A 16,246-nucleotide genomic window follows, 5' to 3' on the forward strand; every position below is an offset into this window, starting at 1 on the left:
GGGCCAGCATCATTCGATGTTCGTCGATGCCGCCTATCGCAGCTCCAACGACTATCGCATGTTCTGGGACAAGCTCGCTCGGGGCGAGTACGACGCCGGCCAGTACAAGCGTCTCGGCAAGGGCGGCAAGGAGGTCTGGATCCAGGCCAGCTACAATCCGATCATGGGTCCCGACGGCAGGCCGATCAAGGTCGTGAAATATGCCACCGACGTCACGGAGCAGGTGAAGGCCGCGCAGGCGTTGGAGGCGACGGTCGGCCAGATTCAGAGCGTCGTTGCCGCGGCGAAAGCCAATGATCTGGAGCCGAGGATCTCGATGGCTGGAAAGTCGGGCGATCTCGGCGAACTCTGCTCCGGCGTCAACGGTCTGCTCGACACCATGGCGGCACAGGCCAAGGCCGCGGAAGCGCTGCGGATCGCGGCGGGTCAGATCCAGGATGCGGTCGCTTCGGCCAAGCAGAACGATCTGCGTCCGCGCATCCCGATGGACAACAAGGCGGGCGAGATTCAGGAACTGTGCGGCGGCGTCAACGGCCTGCTCGACACCATGTCCTCGATCATCGGCGACGTCGCGGACAGCTCGCACACGCTGTCGAGCGCAGCCCGCGAGATCGCGACCGGCAATACCGACCTGTCGCAACGCACCGAGGAACAGGCCGCCAGTCTCGAGGAGACCGCGGCGAGCATGGAGGAATTGACCTCGACCGTGCGGCAGAACGCCGAGAACGCGCAGCAGGCCAACAAGCTCGCCTCGTCCGCGTCGGACGTCGCGATCAAGGGCGGCTCGGTGGTCGCGGAAGTCGTGCAGACGATGGACGGCATCACCCAGGCCAGCCGCAAGATCGCCGACATCATCGGTGTCATCGACGAGATCGCGTTCCAGACCAACATCCTGGCGCTGAACGCCGCGGTCGAAGCCGCGCGCGCCGGCGATCAGGGCCGCGGCTTCGCCGTCGTCGCGGCCGAGGTGCGCAACCTCGCGCAGCGCAGCGCCAACGCCGCCAAGGAGATCAAGGGACTGATCTCCGACTCGGTCTCGAAGGTGGAGTCGGGCTCGCGCCTCGTCGATACGGCCGGCAAGACGATGGAAGAGATCGTCCAGTCGGTGAAGCGCGTGACCGACATCATGGCGGAAATCTCGGCGGCCTCGCAGGAGCAGCGCGGCGGGATCGAGCAGGTCAACAACGCGGTCACGCAGATGGACAAGGTGACGCAGCAGAATGCGGCGCTGGTCGAGCAGGCGGCCGCGGCCGCCAAATCGATGGAGGAGCAGACGAGGTCCATGGCCGAAATGGTCGGCCGCTTCATGGTGCTGCCGGAGTTCGAGCAGAGCCGGCCCAATCCGACGCGGACCGGAAACCCGGTCGTCGACCGGTCGCTCGGCGCAAGCAAGGAGAAGCTCGCCTCGATGCGCAGCGCGGCGGCCAAGCCCGCGTCCGCTCCGGCTCCGCGGCCATCGTCGCCGACGACGCGGCCTATGGATAACGAGCCGGCACGTCGGCGCGTCGTCGGTGCGGGAGATGCGGACTGGAAGGAGTTCTAACAGCCGGAGAGGCGCCGCCGGCTGCAGCCGGCCGGCGCCTCTCCAGGCGTGTCGGGGAGGGTCATGGTGCAAGAAGAGTTCGTGCTTGAAGACAGGGATTTCCGCAAGCTCTCCAAGCTCGTGATGGACAATGCCGGGATCGTGCTCAGCGAGCGCAAGCGCGCCTTCGTGCATGGACGCCTCGGCCGGCGGCTGCGCGCGCTCGGCCTGAACGATTTCGCCCAATATTGCCGGCTGCTCGAGACCAGCGGCGGCGATGACGAGCTTCGCAACTTCATCAATGCGGTCACGACGAACCACACGAGCTTCTTTCGCGAGTCGCATCATCTGGATCATCTGTCGCGGGCGATCCTCCCGGAACTCATGACCGCCAACAGCGATACGCGCCGGATCCGCATCTGGTCGGCGGGCTGTTCGAGCGGCGAGGAGCCTTACAGCATCGCGATGACCCTGCTCGGCAGCACGGCGTCGTTGGCTGGCTGGAATACGAAGATTCTCGCCAGCGACCTCGATACCAACGTGATCGCCCATGCGGCGCGGGGAGTCTACGACACGGAGCGGGCAGAGGGCATCCCGGTCGCCCTGCGCAACCGTTTCACGACGATGCACGACGGAAACGTCGTCATGAACGACGAGCTGTGCGATCTCATCACCTTCGCCCATCTCAACCTGCTCGAAGCGTGGCCGATGTCCGGGCCCTTCGACGTGATCTTCTGCCGCAACGTGGTCATCTATTTCGACAAGCCGACGCAGATGCGGCTGTTCGACCGCTATGCCAATGTCCTCAAGCCCGACGGCTGGCTGATCATCGGCCATTCGGAGAACCTGATCGGCATCACCGACCGGTTCGACGCCGTCGGGCGGACGATCTATCGGAGGATCAGATGATGACCGCCAGGCGCAGGCGACATCATTCGCACGCCGCGCCGCCAACGAGCGACGTCGCCACCGGCGTGCGCCGCTATCGCGACCATCATTTCGATGCGGTCGCGATCAAGGTCTTCCCGGGCGAGCACTACGTCGCCGACCGGTCTGACGAGATGCTGGTCACCGTCCTCGGCTCCTGCGTCGCCGCCTGCATTCGCGATCCCGTCGCCAATGTCGGCGGAATGAACCACTTCATGCTGCCGGAACCCTCGGGCGCGTGGAGCGCTGCATCGGCCTGCATGAGCTATGGCAGCGTCGCGATGGAGCGGCTGATCAACGACGTCCTGGCGCGCGGCGGCCTCCGCCAGCGTCTCGAGATCAAGGTGTTCGGCGGCGGCAACGTTCTGGCCGGCGTGACGGGGATCGGCCACGGCAATGCCGATTTCGTCGAGGCGTATCTGGCGGCGGAAAACCTTCCGATCGCGGCGCGGCACCTGCGCGGCGTGCTGCCGCGCCGGGTCCACTATTTTCCGATGAGCGGCCGCGTGATGCTGCTCGAACTGCGGCGCACCGACCGCGAGGCCGTCGTGCGCGACGAGGCGTCCTACAAATCCAGAATCCAGGTCGAACCCGTCGCCGGACCGATCGAACTCTTTTGAGGCAATCCCATGAGTCCCATTCGCGTTCTGATCGTCGACGACTCCGCCTTCGTGCGTCAGGTTCTCACCGACGTCATGTCCAGTGATCCGGGCATCCACGTCGTCGGTGCCGCGCCGAATCCGATCGTGGCGCGCGACATGATCAAGACTCTCAATCCGGACGTCCTCACGCTCGACATCGAGATGCCGCGCATGGACGGTCTGGCCTTTCTCGACAAGATCATGGCGTTGCGGCCGATGCCGGTGCTGATGATCTCGTCGCTGACCCAGAAGGGGGCGGACACCGCCGTCCGGGCGTTGGAGATGGGCGCGTTCGATTGCGTCGCAAAGCCGGTGGTCGGGCTGGTCGAGGGACTGCCGGCTCTGCGCAGCGAGATCGTCGGCAAGATCAAGGCGGCGGCGGCCGCGAAGGTCCGTCCGCGGGCGGGCGGGCCGGTCCGGCCCGTGCACCGGCCCGGAGTGTCCTACAATTCGTCCGAGAAGATCATTGCGATCGGTGCCTCGACCGGCGGCGTCGAAGCGCTGCAGCAGGTTCTGACGGCCCTGCCGTCCGACGCCCCCGCAACCGTCATCACGCAGCACATGCCGGCGTCGTTCACCGCATCCTTCGCCAGCCGTCTCAACCAGCTCTGCGCCGTGACGGTCAAACAGGCCGAGAGCGGCGAGCGTGTGCTGCCGGGGCACGTCTATATCGCGCCGGGCGGCTCTCATCTCGAACTCGCACGCAACGGCGCGAACTATGTGTGCCGCGTCCATGACGAGCCGGCGGTCTCCGGCCATCGGCCGTCGGTCGATGTCCTGTTCCGTTCGGTCGCGCATGCGGCCGCGGCCAATGCGATCGGCGTCATCCTGACCGGCATGGGACGTGACGGCGCGGTCGGACTTCTGGAGATGCGATCGGCCGGAGCGCCGACGATCGGGCAGGATGAGGCGAGCTGCGTCGTCTACGGCATGCCGAAGGCGGCTCGCGACTGCGGCGCCGTCGAGATCGAGCTGCCGCTCAGCAAGATCGCCGATCATGTGCTGAAGCGGTGTGAAGCGCTCACTGCGCGCGGGGTCAGGGTGTAGCTCATGTTCCGTCGCAAGACCAGCAATGCGGCTGCGGCAGTGAAGCCGCCAAGCCCCGAACCGTCCGACGTGCCGGCGCCCGAGATGCCGCAACGGCAGGACGAGCTGATGCGCCGCTGGATCGCGTTCGCCGACATGCAGCAGCGCGTCATCAGGACGCTGGTCGGCGAGATCCAGCAGACCTCGGCCGTGGTCGAAACCGAAGCCGACAATCTCAGCGGCCGGTTTCAGCATCTTGCGGTCTGCGCCGGACAGCAAACGGAGCGCGTCGAAAACCTGAGCCGGCTCGCCATCGGCATCGACGTGGACGGAGAGGTCGTGGCGATCGACCGCATCGCGGTATTGCTCGAGGAGACCTTGAGTGACGTCGTCGAGAAGATCCTGCTGTTGTCGAAGGACGCGATGTCGATGGTCTACGCGCTGAGCGAGCTCAGCGCCAACGTCGATCGCGTCGACAGCTGCATGGAGGAGCTCAACAAGATCAACCGTGTCACCAACATGCTGGCGCTCAATGCGCGGATCGAGGCGGAACGGGCCGGCGCGGCCGGCGCTGCGTTCCGGGTCGTGGCCGGCGAAGTGCGGGAGCTGTCCGGGGCGACGCAACGCCTTTCGGTCGACATGGCCGCCGAACTCAAGGCCGTCACCGAGGGCATTGCCGATGGCCACGCCACGCTGCAGCGCGTCGCCACCATCGACCTGTCGCAGAATCTCATGGCCAAGGACCGGCTCCAAGTCCTGATGGACGCGCTGATCCGGCGCGGCGGCGACCTGACGGAGGTCGTCGGCGACGCGATGAAGGAGGCGGAGGTGATCTCGGCCGACGTGGCCGGCATGGTGACGGGAATCCAGTTCCAGGATCGAACACGGCAGCGGCTCGAGCATGTGGTGGATACGTTGCGCGTGGTCGACGAGGCGCTCGACGAATTGAAGACCACGACCGTCGAAACGCTCGACGCGCCGATCGGCGAGACGCCGAGTGACAACGAGTGGGTCAAGAAACTGCTGGACCGCTTCACGCTCGGTGAAATGAGGTCGCGGTTCGTTGCCCAGCTTCTCGAGGGGAAGCAGCCCGCCGATCCCGGCGAGATCGTGGTTGCCCCGACCGAAACCGGTACGATCGAGCTGTTCTAGGGAGACGATCATGCAGATTCAGATCGACCGCGCGGGCGGACAGGTTGCGATGAGCGGCGAGTTCACCTTCACCGACCATATTCCCTTCAAGCAGCTGGTCATCGAGATCTTCGCCGCTCCGGGGGATGCCGTGGTGATCGATCTTTCGAAGCTCGATTTCATCGACTCCGCCGGACTCGGCATGTTGCTGCTGGCGCGAGACGAGGCCAACAAGAGCCATCGCGAGCTGATCCTGCGCCGGCCGGTCGGGCAGGTGAAGCGCATGTTCACGGTCACCAAGTTCAACACGCTCTTCAAGGTGGAGGAGTGATCGTCGATGTGCGTGTCGTTCGATGAGCGGGTGGACGCCGACGCGTTCGTGTCGTGCTGGAACGGCGCCTCCGAGGCGACGCTGGAGGCGGCGCTTGCCCGGCCCACGCGCCAATGCGTCGAAACGGACCTCATCGATGGCTGCGACCGCTTCGAGGACGTCGAGCTGCCTGGCCGAGACCGCTTGAGCCTGGTCGTCACGACACGTTCGGCCTATCGCCATTCGATCGTGAAGACGTTCGTCGACGCGCTGCGCGCGCGGCTGCCGCTGACAGAGGACCTCAGGATCAGGATCCACAGCGCGGCGCAGGAAGCGCTGATGAATGCCGTGCTCCATGGCAACCTGCGGATCGATGGCGAACTGCGCGGCAGCCTCGACGGGCTGATCGCAGCCCAGGCGATCATCGAAACCAGGCTGAATTCGCCCGAGATCGGTGACGCCTTGATCCGTCTCGACGCCGTCTGGACCGCGACCGACGTCGCGATCACCATCCGCGACAGCGGAGACGGCTATGATTACAGCAGCGTTCGTCCCCCAGTTGAGGACGGGGTCTCGGGGCGGGGGCTGGAGATCCTGCAGGTCTTTTCCGACCGTGTGACGGTGCTGAACGGCGGCACGACGGTCCGGCTGGAGTTTCGTCTGTGACCCAGAGAATCCAGACGGAGGAGGCCGTGGAAGACAGAGTCCTCGGCGAGGACATCACTTCGGCGAAGATCCTGATCGCGGATGACGATCCGCTGTGCCGCCGTCTCGTCGCCGGCGTGTTGCGTCAGCAGAAATTCAAACATCTGCATTTCGCAGACTGCGGAATGGCGACGTTGGAACAGGTGCGGACCGTCAGGCCCGATCTGGTGCTGCTCGACATGCAGATGCCCGACATCAACGGTCTGGATGTCTGCGGGCAGCTGCGTGCCGATCGCGCATTTGCCGATATTCCCATTCTGCTGCAGACGGCCACGGTCGATCGCAAGAAGATGGGAGAGCTGTTCTCGGGCGGCGCGTCCGACTTCCTGTCCAAGCCGGTCACCCCTTCGGAGCTGATCGCGCGCGTCGTCATGCATCTGGAGCGCTGGAACTCGCTGCGCGAGCTGCGCGGCTATCGCGAGCGGATCTCGCGGGAACTGGAGGCGGCGCGGCGCATGCAGTTCGAGCTGCTGCCGGAGCCGGCCGCGCTGCAGGAGGCGGCGCGGGCCGCCGGTCTGAGGATCGCGTCGTACAACCGTTCGTCGTCGGAGCTCGGCGGCGATATCTGGGGGATACTGCCGATCGACGATGCGGCGTTCGGCCTCTTCCTTGCCGACTTCACCGGGCACGGCGTCGATGCCGCTCTGAATACGTTCCGGCTTCATGCGCTGATCCACGAATACAAGGGCTTGCACGACGACCCCGGCGCGCTGGTCTCGATGCTGAACGAACGGCTGATCCCGCTGCTGGGCACCGGACAATTCGCGACCTTCCTCTATGTGGTCATCGACCACCGCGGCGGCGAGCTGCGCTTGGCGTCCGCCGGTGCGCCGCCCGCGATTCTGGTTCAGGGCAAGGCGGCGCGCGCGCGGCTGTGCGACACCAGCAGCCTGCCGCTCGGCATCGAACGCGGCGTTCAGTATCGCACCACGAAGCGCAACTTCCCCGCGGAGTCGCTGCTGCTGCTGTTCAGCGACGGCCTGCCCGAATTTCCGGACATGCGAGGCCGCCGGATCGGCGACGACGGGCTGGTGGCGGCGCTCAATGCCTGTCATCGCGGCCTCGCGCCGCGTGCGGTGATCGACCACCTCTGCGCGGCCGCGGGGATCACCGAGAGCAGCCCGCTGCCCGACGACACCACGATCGTCTGTCTCGACCGCAGGTCGGGGACGCGCGCGGCGTTACGCCAGGACGGCCGCGTGACCCGCGAACGCGCCGCCAGGCAGCCGTCGACGGGCTCACCATGCGAGGGCCGTTGAACGTGGCGCTTGTCAGGCACGAACCTCTGCTGGATCAGGACCAGATGGAGCTGCTGCGCGCGGCGCTCGATCCCGGCGAGTTGCAGGCGATGCTGGCACAGCTGCCCGCTGCCGCCGCAGATGCGATGACCGCGATCCGTGCGGCGCTTGCGGCGGATGACCTTCAGCAGGCGCGCAAGGCGGCGCATGTTCTGAAGGGATTTTCCTCGAGCTTCGGCGCGGCGCGGCTTGCCGCGATTGCGCGCGAGATCGAGCAGGATCTGGCGACCACCGCGGAGGTCACGTCACATCTGCCGGTGCTGACGGAAGCCATCGGCGCCACGACCGCCGCGCTGACACGGATGGTGGAACGGGAATGAGGTCCGGCGCTCTGGATCAGACTGCTTCCGCATCGCGCGCTGTCATCCGAGCGACGGCGTTGCCATCGCCGCCTGACGCTTCACCGTCGTACCGGACCATCGCCGCATCCGTTCTGACCGCCGCGGTCTCGACGGCGCTCTTCGAACTGCTGACGGGCCTGCATCAGGATCGCATCGGTTCGCTGCTGATGCTTGCCGTTGCGGCCGTCATGATCATGATCGTCCTGACGTCGATGCTCGTCCGCAAAAATCGCCACGCGCTGGAGCTGGCGGACGTGCTCGCCCGGCAGAACGAACAGCTGGCGCAGACGACGCGGCTGTTGAACGACGCGCAGCGGATCGGCGGCCTCGGGCATTGGATGTCGGATAAGAGCGGCGAGTTCGCCATCTGGTCGGACGAGCTGTTCGATATCTTCGGACGTGAACCGGTCCCCCAGGTTTCCTTCGTCGACATCGTCGAGGCCGTCCATCCGGAGGATGTCGGCGCCTATGTGCGCGCCCGCGAGCGCTGTCGCGCGACGGGCGGCGCCTTCATTCACGAGCTCCGCATTCTTCGACCGGACGAGCAGGTCCGTTGGATCAGGATCGAAGCCGCCGCGTACGACCCGGACGCTGCGGGCGCGCGCGGGCGTTTCGGCATCGTTCAGGACATCACCGAGCGAAAGCTCGCTGAAATCGCCGCCGACGAGGCACGATTGCTGCTGATGGATGCGATCGAATCGCTGACGAATGGTTTCGTCCTGTTCGACAAGGACGACCGCTTCGTGATGTCGAACACGACCTTCCGCGAGATGTTCCCGGCCTGGACCATTCTGATGAAGCCGGGCATCTCGTTCAGCGATCTGATGCGGCGGGCCCATGATCACGGTCTGATACGGCCGAAGGGCGACCGCTTCGAGGAATGGCTCGCGCGCAAGCGCGCCTGGCACCTCGGTGGCAGCTGCATGATCGAGCGCCGCGAGCTCAACGGACGCTGGATCCAGAGTATCGACCATCGTATCTCCGATGGCGGCACGGTCTGCCTGGTGACCGACATCACCGCCTTCAAGACGGTGCAGGCCGAGCTCGAACAGAAGCTCGCCTACGTGCAGGCGATCCGCTCCGACCTCGAGGATCAGAAGCAGGTGCTGGAGGCGACGGGCGCCGAGCTGCGCGCGGCACGTGACGCCGCCGAAGCGGCCAACCGTGCCAAGTCCGACTTCCTCGCGATCATGAGCCACGAGATCAGGACGCCGCTCAGCGGCATGGTCGGCATGGTCGATTTGCTGCGTGGGACAGTGCTCACCGGGGAGCAGAAGCGCTACACGGCGCTCGCCAAGGAATCGGCGGACCTGCTGCTGGAGGTCATCAACGACATACTCGATTTCTCCAAGCTCGAAGCCGGACGCCTGCAGTCGGAATGCATCGATTTCGACGTTCCGAACCTGATCGAGGGCGTGGTGTCGGTCATGGGGCAGAAGGCTGGCAACCGTGGCCTCGATCTCAAGGTGAGCCTCGCGCCGGGCCTGCCGCAATATCTCGAAGGCGATCCGACCCGCATTCGCCAGGTGATGCTGAACCTGCTCGGCAACGCCATCAAGTTCACCGAACGGGGGTCGATCGAGGTCCGCGCCTCGCACCGCGCGCAGGGCGACGGCGCGATCGATCTCAGGATCGAGGTGATCGACACCGGCATCGGCATGCCGGCGGACATCCAGGCTCAGATCTTCGATCCGTTCGTTCAGGCCGACACGTCGATCTCGCGCCGATATGGCGGCAGCGGGCTCGGACTCGCGATCTGCAGGCAGCTCTGCAGCATCATGGGCGGCAGCATCGGCGTCGACAGCGAGGTCGGACGCGGCAGCCGCTTCTGGTTCGAGGCCAGGTGCCGGCAGGGCGAGGCCCTGGTGCTTCCGGACGAACTGGTCGTGACGGTCGTCGACCGCCCGCTGGCGATCCTGGTCGCCGAGGACAGTCCGATCATCGCCACCTTGATTCAGAGCCTTCTCGTCAAGCAGGGGTTCACGCCGACCATGGTCGTCGATGGCGCCAAGGCCATCGCGGCGATCTCCGAGAGACCCTACGATCTCGTGCTCATGGATGTGCAGATGCCCGAGATGGACGGCATCTCCGCGACCAGGGCGATCCGGCAGTTGCCGGGACCCGCGCGTCACGTGCCGATCATCGCACTGACCGCGAACGCGCTGGTCGGACAGCGCGAAACCTATCTCGCCGCCGGCATGAACGACTACGTGACCAAGCCGATCCAGCCACCGTTGTTGTTCGATGCAATCCGCCGCTGGGCGCTGCCGCAATCCGCCGATGCGCCGCCGCTGCAGGCCGAATGCGCCGGTCAGCTCGAGATGTTCGCGTCTTAGTTTCGCTCTCGCCCCGGCATCGTGCTGCCTGTGATCCGGGGCGCGATCGATCAGCTGTTTCGCAATGACGGAGGGAAATGGAGGGAGGGCAAAGCGACGCTGCCGGGCGGCGCGTGCCCACCAACTGAGAGTCCCTGCGTAAAGTGGTGGGCATGCTGCACTCGCTTTGCGAATGATGCTTTGCCCACCCTACGGCTGCCTAACTACACGACGTGGAAGTTCGACACGGAGTCGTTGGCGAGCTGCGCGACCAGCTGCAGTTCCCAGTCGATATAGGCCTGCATCGCCTCGGCCGCGTTGTCGGTGCCCTCATAGGGGCGCTTGTAGACATCGTCGGGTGTCGAGATCCACGCGTGCCGCGCGGTCTCCAGCGCTTGGCCCGCGTCCGTCCAGGCGCGCGTGCCGCCGATCAGGACGCGCAGCTCGCGGCGGGTCGCGCGGCGGGCATCGGTCAGCGCGAAGGCCGCCTCGGCGCCGTCGTTGCTGGTCAGCACGATCGGTCCCGCATTCGGCAGCCCGGAAAGGTCGGATGAGAACCGCGAGGCCAGCACGAAATGCGCGCCCGGAATGTGTCCGGCCGTGTAGCTCGGGCTGCGCGCGAGATCGACGATCGTCCATGCGGTCGGATCGGCGGCGAGCTGCGCGACGCCGATCGTGGCCCCACCGAGGTCGGGCAAGTCCGGCCGCCGCGGCCTGCGGATCGTGGTTTCGGTCGGCGCCACCACGTCGGGCCCGATGATCGCAGCATCCCAACCCATCTGCTTCAACCAGGACGCCGTCATGCGCGCGCGCACGCCGTCATCGTCGAACAGCACGAGCCGTGCGCCGCGTACGCCGACCCATTCGTCGGTCGCCTGCACCAGCTGGCCGCCCGGCGCCGACGCAAAGCCGGCCGGATGGCCGGCGGCGTATTCCTCCGGCGTACGCACGTCGAGGCAGTACAATGTGCGCGTCCCGGCCTCAGCCTGATGGCGCGCGAACGTCGCGGCATCGAGGACCGCGACGCCGACGCGCTCGGCCCAGAGCTTGGCGTCGGCCAGCGCGTTCGCGTAGCTCGCCTGCGGCCGCTCCAGGACTCGCGCGGTCCTGCCGCGCTCCACCTGATGTCCGGCGAGCGTCCAGCCGATGGTGCCGTTGCGCAGCGCGTAGATCTTGTTCGGCAGCCCCGCGTTGATCAGCGACTGCGTGCCGATGATCGAGCGCGTGCGGCCAGCGCAGTTGACGATGATGGTCGTGTCGGGCGAGGGCGCGAGCTCGCGCGCCCGGAACGCCAGTTCGCCGCCGGGGACGCTGACGCCGCGCGGAATGCTCATGGTGCGGTATTCCTCGAAGCGGCGGGCGTCGAGCACCACGAGATTGCTCTCGCGCTCGATCAGCGCCTTGACTTCGTCAGCCGACAGCGACGGCGTGTGGCGAATGGCCTCGACCAGCTCGCCGAACGCCTTGCTCGGCACGTTGACGTCGCGGAACACTTCGCCGACGCGCGCATAGCCGGACAGTCCACCGCCGAGAACGGAGACGTCGCCATAGCCCAGCGCGCGGATGCGCGGCACCGCGCGTTCCGCATAACCCTCGCCGCCATCGTAGACGACGACCGGCGCGGTCCGCCGCGGGATCAGGTCGAGGATGCGCAGCTCGATCTGCGACAGCGGCAGCGACACAGCGAAGAACGGATGCGACAGCGAGTAGGGGCCTTCCTCGCGGACGTCGAGCAACGCGACCTCGTCATTGGCGCGCCAGCGTCGCCGCAGTTCGGTCGGTGTCATGAAGCGGATCTGGTCAGGCGGCGGTGCGGTCGGGCCAGAGGTTGGGGACGGCGTCATTCGAATATCCGGAGATGAACTCGCTGGCGGCGCCGGTCTCTGCATCGTACACCGCGCGTCGGATGCGGCCGATATTGCCGCCATAGACGTGGATGCTGAGCGAGGAGCGGTCCGCCAGACCGTTGGAGATGGCGTGGATGTCGCCAATCTGTGGCGACACGGCGGCCGTTTGTCCAGCCCGCAGCCGCTCCGCGGCGCCGGCGCGCAAGCTGCCGTCGGGCTGCCGCGCATAGCTCACCGACAGTTCCTCGCCGCGCAGCACGCCGACGAGGCCCCAGACGCGATGATCGTGCACCGGCGTGCCCTGGCCGGGGCCCCAGACGAAACTGACGATCGAGAACCGGTCGAGCGGATCGGCGTAGAGCAGATATTGCCGGTAGTGGCTGCCGTCGGTCACCGCGTAAGCCTCGGGCAGCCAATCGTCATGCGCGATCAGCTCTCGAAGCTTCGGCCCGAGCGCGGCGAGCAGCGTTGTCTCGTCGGTCGTGCCTGCGACGAGGTGGGCGGTATCGGTGACGAAGTCGCGGAAACGCGCGATGTCGGTCATGTCGGACTCGTATCTTGTGGGGATGCTTCAGATGGCGGCGGATGCCGATGGCCAGCTCAGACGTGGGGCCCGAGCATCGCGACGTAGAACAGGTCTTCGCTCGACAGCGCCGCGGCCGGCTGCCGGACGATGAACTGCGGTCGCGCCACGGCACGCCGTTGCGGCAGCAAATGACCGAGCCAGCCTCCGAACCATGAGACGTAGCGCAAGACAGCCTCCGCGCAATTTCATCCCGAATGAGATATCACGCCTCGACCGGCATCGAACAGAGCTGTGTGCCGCTCCGCAGCAATTTGGCAGATCATGCCTGTTGAAGCGCGTCGTCGGCAAATTCCTTTTCCGAACCCTCGTCGTCGAGTCGGTTTGCTTCTCCCTGGCAGGGGCTCGCACCATGCGTGGTGCCCATCAGGCTCTGGTGCCAATGGGTCCGGAATGCCATCCACGAGGCGTGATCCTGGAAGGCGACCTCGGCGAACCACTCGACCGTGACGGCGCCGCTCGGCCAATAGCGCTCCTGGTCATGCCAGCACACCACCGGCCAGCGCGGATTGCGGTAGGAGCGACCGGACTCCTCCTGCAGCGACGGCCGGCCGAGATGGTCGATCAGCCATGACATCACCTCGGGCAGGAAGGTGGCGGCGAACGAGACGCCGTGACGGCCGAGCCGCTGTGGCATCCGCATGATGCGCTGATCGATGATGGCGAAGGCCGGCGGCACCGCGCCGACGTTGAACTGCCGGATCATCAGCAGACGGAAGCCGCAGTCGCAAAGCTCGGCGGGGACAGCATGAATCGCCGTCGGTTGAAGGGGAGCCGTCATGTTCATACCAGTGCTCCCTGCGCCCGTTCGAGCATGTGGTCGGATGAAAGCTGCGCGCCGTCGCGCATGACGATCGCGCCGAAAGTCCTGGCCAGCGCTGCACACACTGCGAGCGCTGCCGCCTCTTCGCGCGGATCGCCGCTCCATTTCAACGTCATCGCGACATCGCAGCCGTCCGCCCGCGGCTCCTCGACATCGGTGAAGCGCAGATCGAAGCCGGAATCCTCGCCGTCCAGTGTGCAGGGCAAGTAGCCGGAGGTGTCGAGCGGGACATAGCCGCCGTCGAGCGTCAGCGCGAACGGCAGACGTGCGATGGCCTGCTGCAACGCTGTGCGCGTCGGCACATCGTTGCGCTTCAGATAGGCGGTCAGAACGCGTGCCATCCCGTCTCTCCCGTCACTGTCTGCCCGATGCTGGTCGCAGCGGGCCGATCACCTCGCGCAGAGCCGGAGATTTGGTCCGAATCCGACGCGACGAAAATCAACAATCCCCGACATCCAGGCCGGTGAGAGGTGGCAGATCAAATTTCGTGCCAGACGCGTCGAGATCAGTGCAGGCTGTGGCCGTCCGCGTCGTCATGGGGAGAGGCCAGCTGCGCGATGGCGCTGGATTGATGGTGGACCATCCGCCAGACGCCACCGATCCGCGCGAAGTGATTGGCGGCGGCCAGCGGGGTCCCGTCCACGACTTCAATGCAGACCACGTGGCCGTGATCGCGGTCGACGATCGCGTGCGGTTCCGCACACACGATCTGCGGCCGGGCCGGATTGCTCAGGATGTCGCGCCAGCTGCCGATCACGGCCGCGCGGCCGACCAGTGCCGGCCATCCCGGATGGATGCAGGAGATGCCGTCGCCATCGGCCCAGAGCGCTGCGAGCGCGGCGAAGTCGCCGGCTGCAAAGGCGGCGTAGAAGGCCGCATTGGCGGCCATGATCGCGCTCTCGTCACTCATGACGCTGGCGTGGGCCAACCTGCGACGAAAATCAAGCGATGTTTGAAACCGCACATCGGCTGCGTTGCGCAAATCTTGCAAGCTTCTTGCAAGACAGCGCCAACACGCCATTGCAACGCAGCAGCCGAGGTCTCGTCATGTTGGAAACGGCCATTGTCGGGGGTGGATTGTGCGGAATGGCACTGGCGCGCAGCCTGCAGCAGCGCGGCGGGACGGTCGCCTTGTTCGAAGCCCGACATCGCCTCGGCGGGCGGGTGCTGTCGGTGAAGAGCAAGACGGGGCTTGCGCTGGATCTCGGTCCGACCTGGTTCTGGCCCGACACCCAGCCGTTACTGACCGGGCTGATCGCCGAGCTCGGCCTGCCGGATTTCGCCCAGCACGATGACGGCACCGTTCTGCATCTGAAGGAGGCGGACAAGTCGGCCGAGCAGATCAGCGGTCCGCCGATCCATCAGGGCGCGCGCCGGCTCTCGGGCGGCATGACCAGACTGATCGAGGCGCTGGCGCGCGACCTGCCGCAATCCTTCATCCATCTCGGCCACGAACTGACGCGCATCGTCGATTGCGGCACGCATGTCCGGCTGATCTTCGCCACATCGACGGAATCGGTCGCGATCGAGGCCAAGCGCGCCGTGCTCGCCCTGCCGCCGCGGCTGCTGATTGATCATGTCGGCTTCCTCCCGGAACTGGACGAAGCGACCTGTGAGGCGATGCGCAACGCCGAGACTTGGATGGCGGCGCAGGCCAAGGTCGTGATCGCCTATGACCAGGCGCATTGGCGCGACAAGGGCCAGTCCGGCAATGCTTTCGTCAGCCACGAGCAGGCTGTGATCGGCGAGATCTTCGATGCCTGCGATGCCGGCGGCGATCGCGCCGCACTCGGCGGCTTCCTCGCTTTCCCGCCCGATCTGCGCGAAGCCTTCGCCGTCGGACTGCCTTTGCTGATGGACAGCCAGATGGTGCAGCTGTTCGGCGCGGCGCTGGAGGGCGGTGAGCAGCACTATCAGGATTGGGCGACCGAGCGCTTCACCTGCAGCGCGCTGGACCGCACCACGCCGCGTGGCGAGCACAGCGAGATCGCCAATCCGATGCTGCGGCGGGCGCTGTGGGACGGACGGCTGCATCTCGGCGGCGCCGAGACCGCGAGCCATGCGTCCGGCTATCTCGAAGGCGCGCTCAACGCCGCCAAGCGCATCGAGCGCGCGCTCGCGCGTGCGACCGGCGAGGGCGCGCGTTCGGCTGCTGCGATCGGCGAGGGCCTCGCCGGCAATGATGCGAGCCTCGCCTGGTTCGCCTCCTGGGTCGCAGCCCAGCGCGATTTGGCGTTCGACGATTATCGGCAGCGTCTCAACCGCAGCCTCGCCACGCAGCAGCGCGAGCAGCTGACCCAACTCGCCGTCCTCGGCGCGACCGAGCAGGTCTTCGCCGCCGCGCTGCAGGTGCTGGACGCGTTGACCTTCGACATGCGCGACGTCGCCGTCGAACGCGGCCGCTCGGCCCTGATGCCGGAGATCCAGAAACCGTTCCGCGACGTCATGCAGTCGCTGCTCGACGACGCCATCGCCTTCAACCGCACCTCCTGCGCGCTGTCGAACTTCCCGTTCGAGCACAAGCCGTCGAAGGACTACGTCCAGACCATTCTGCGCGACATCGCCGCCGCGTGGCAGGAGTTCTCGCTCGCCGCCAACCGCCTGCTGCTGGCCAAGGCCGAGACAACGCGACGGCAGCCGACGGGGGTGTCGTCATGAGCGCGATTTCTGAAGGGCCAGGTGGCCTCGTGGTTCGAGACGCGCCGCAAGCGGCGCTCCTCACCACGAGGGGAAGTCATTCTTTCCGCGAACTCCGTCCTCATCCTGAGGAGCCCGCC

The 16,246-nt window shown here is 66.4% G+C and carries 17 protein-coding genes; 11 read left to right on the top strand and 6 right to left on the bottom strand.

Annotation, left to right across the window (positions count from 1 at the left end):
* From ACQR1B_RS34880 to ACQR1B_RS34925, 10 genes are all read left to right on the top strand, one after another.
* A partial coding sequence (locus tag ACQR1B_RS34880; RefSeq protein WP_434837405.1) for a methyl-accepting chemotaxis protein occupies positions 1-1,543 on the top strand: 1,543 nt, incomplete at its 5' end.
* A gap of 63 nt (positions 1,544-1,606) precedes the next feature.
* Complete coding sequence (locus ACQR1B_RS34885) at positions 1,607-2,431, top strand: CheR family methyltransferase (RefSeq protein WP_434837406.1); 825 nt, start codon at positions 1,607-1,609, stop codon at positions 2,429-2,431.
* A complete protein-coding gene (cheD, locus tag ACQR1B_RS34890; RefSeq protein WP_434837431.1) occupies positions 2,431-3,069 on the top strand; it encodes a chemoreceptor glutamine deamidase CheD in 639 nt (212 codons plus the stop codon). The genes ACQR1B_RS34885 and cheD overlap by 1 nt, the downstream gene beginning before the upstream one ends.
* Positions 3,070-3,078: 9 nt before the next feature.
* On the top strand, positions 3,079-4,137 hold the full coding sequence (locus ACQR1B_RS34895) for a protein-glutamate methylesterase/protein-glutamine glutaminase (protein WP_434837407.1): 1,059 nt from the start codon (positions 3,079-3,081) through the stop codon (positions 4,135-4,137).
* 3 nt (positions 4,138-4,140) lie between these two features.
* Positions 4,141-5,268: a methyl-accepting chemotaxis protein gene (locus ACQR1B_RS34900; protein WP_434837408.1), complete on the top strand. Its 1,128-nt coding sequence runs from the start codon at positions 4,141-4,143 to the stop codon at positions 5,266-5,268.
* Positions 5,269-5,278: 10 nt separating this feature from the next.
* Entirely contained in the window at positions 5,279-5,578 is a 300-nt protein-coding gene (locus ACQR1B_RS34905) for an STAS domain-containing protein (protein ID WP_434837409.1), read from the top strand.
* Positions 5,579-5,584: 6 nt separating this feature from the next.
* Positions 5,585-6,223 carry an ATP-binding protein gene (locus ACQR1B_RS34910; RefSeq protein WP_434837410.1) on the top strand — a complete coding sequence of 213 codons (639 nt, stop codon included), beginning with the start codon at positions 5,585-5,587 and terminating at the stop codon, positions 6,221-6,223.
* A gap of 26 nt (positions 6,224-6,249) precedes the next feature.
* Positions 6,250-7,521: a SpoIIE family protein phosphatase gene (locus ACQR1B_RS34915; RefSeq protein WP_434837411.1), complete on the top strand. Its 1,272-nt coding sequence runs from the start codon at positions 6,250-6,252 to the stop codon at positions 7,519-7,521.
* Between the two features lie 2 nt (positions 7,522-7,523).
* Positions 7,524-7,880 carry an Hpt domain-containing protein gene (locus ACQR1B_RS34920; protein ID WP_434837432.1) on the top strand — a complete coding sequence of 119 codons (357 nt, stop codon included), beginning with the start codon at positions 7,524-7,526 and terminating at the stop codon, positions 7,878-7,880.
* A gap of 59 nt (positions 7,881-7,939) precedes the next feature.
* Positions 7,940-10,237 carry an ATP-binding protein gene (locus tag ACQR1B_RS34925; protein WP_434837412.1) on the top strand — a complete coding sequence of 766 codons (2,298 nt, stop codon included), beginning with the start codon at positions 7,940-7,942 and terminating at the stop codon, positions 10,235-10,237.
* Positions 10,238-10,440: 203 nt separating this feature from the next.
* On the opposite strand, the gene ACQR1B_RS34930 is transcribed toward ACQR1B_RS34925, so the two are convergent.
* From ACQR1B_RS34930 to ACQR1B_RS34955, 6 genes are all read right to left on the bottom strand, one after another.
* The gene (locus tag ACQR1B_RS34930) at positions 10,441-12,060 is read right to left on the bottom strand and encodes a rhodanese-like domain-containing protein (protein ID WP_434837413.1); all 1,620 of its coding nucleotides are present in this window, start codon (positions 12,058-12,060) and stop codon (positions 10,441-10,443) included.
* The gene (locus tag ACQR1B_RS34935; RefSeq protein WP_434837414.1) at positions 12,017-12,607 is read right to left on the bottom strand and encodes a cysteine dioxygenase; all 591 of its coding nucleotides are present in this window, start codon (positions 12,605-12,607) and stop codon (positions 12,017-12,019) included. The genes ACQR1B_RS34930 and ACQR1B_RS34935 overlap by 44 nt, the downstream gene beginning before the upstream one ends.
* A gap of 56 nt (positions 12,608-12,663) precedes the next feature.
* On the bottom strand, positions 12,664-12,816 hold the full coding sequence (locus ACQR1B_RS34940; RefSeq protein ID WP_434837415.1) for a hypothetical protein: 153 nt from the start codon (positions 12,814-12,816) through the stop codon (positions 12,664-12,666).
* A gap of 92 nt (positions 12,817-12,908) precedes the next feature.
* Positions 12,909-13,427, bottom strand: coding sequence for a hypothetical protein (locus tag ACQR1B_RS34945; protein ID WP_434837433.1), 519 nt, complete (start codon positions 13,425-13,427; stop codon positions 12,909-12,911).
* Positions 13,428-13,429: 2 nt separating this feature from the next.
* On the bottom strand, positions 13,430-13,810 hold the full coding sequence (locus ACQR1B_RS34950; RefSeq protein WP_434837416.1) for a hypothetical protein: 381 nt from the start codon (positions 13,808-13,810) through the stop codon (positions 13,430-13,432).
* 164 nt (positions 13,811-13,974) lie between these two features.
* Positions 13,975-14,379, bottom strand: coding sequence for a nuclear transport factor 2 family protein (locus ACQR1B_RS34955; protein WP_434837434.1), 405 nt, complete (start codon positions 14,377-14,379; stop codon positions 13,975-13,977).
* A 137-nt stretch (positions 14,380-14,516) separates the two neighbouring features.
* Between ACQR1B_RS34955 and ACQR1B_RS34960 the strand changes: the two genes are divergently transcribed.
* On the top strand, positions 14,517-16,127 hold the full coding sequence (locus ACQR1B_RS34960; protein WP_434837417.1) for a flavin monoamine oxidase family protein: 1,611 nt from the start codon (positions 14,517-14,519) through the stop codon (positions 16,125-16,127).
* Positions 16,128-16,246: the final 119 nt, after the last annotated feature.

The sequence above is a fragment of the Bradyrhizobium oligotrophicum genome (genome assembly GCF_051168495.1).
Taxonomy (GTDB): domain Bacteria; phylum Pseudomonadota; class Alphaproteobacteria; order Rhizobiales; family Xanthobacteraceae; genus Bradyrhizobium; species Bradyrhizobium oligotrophicum_A.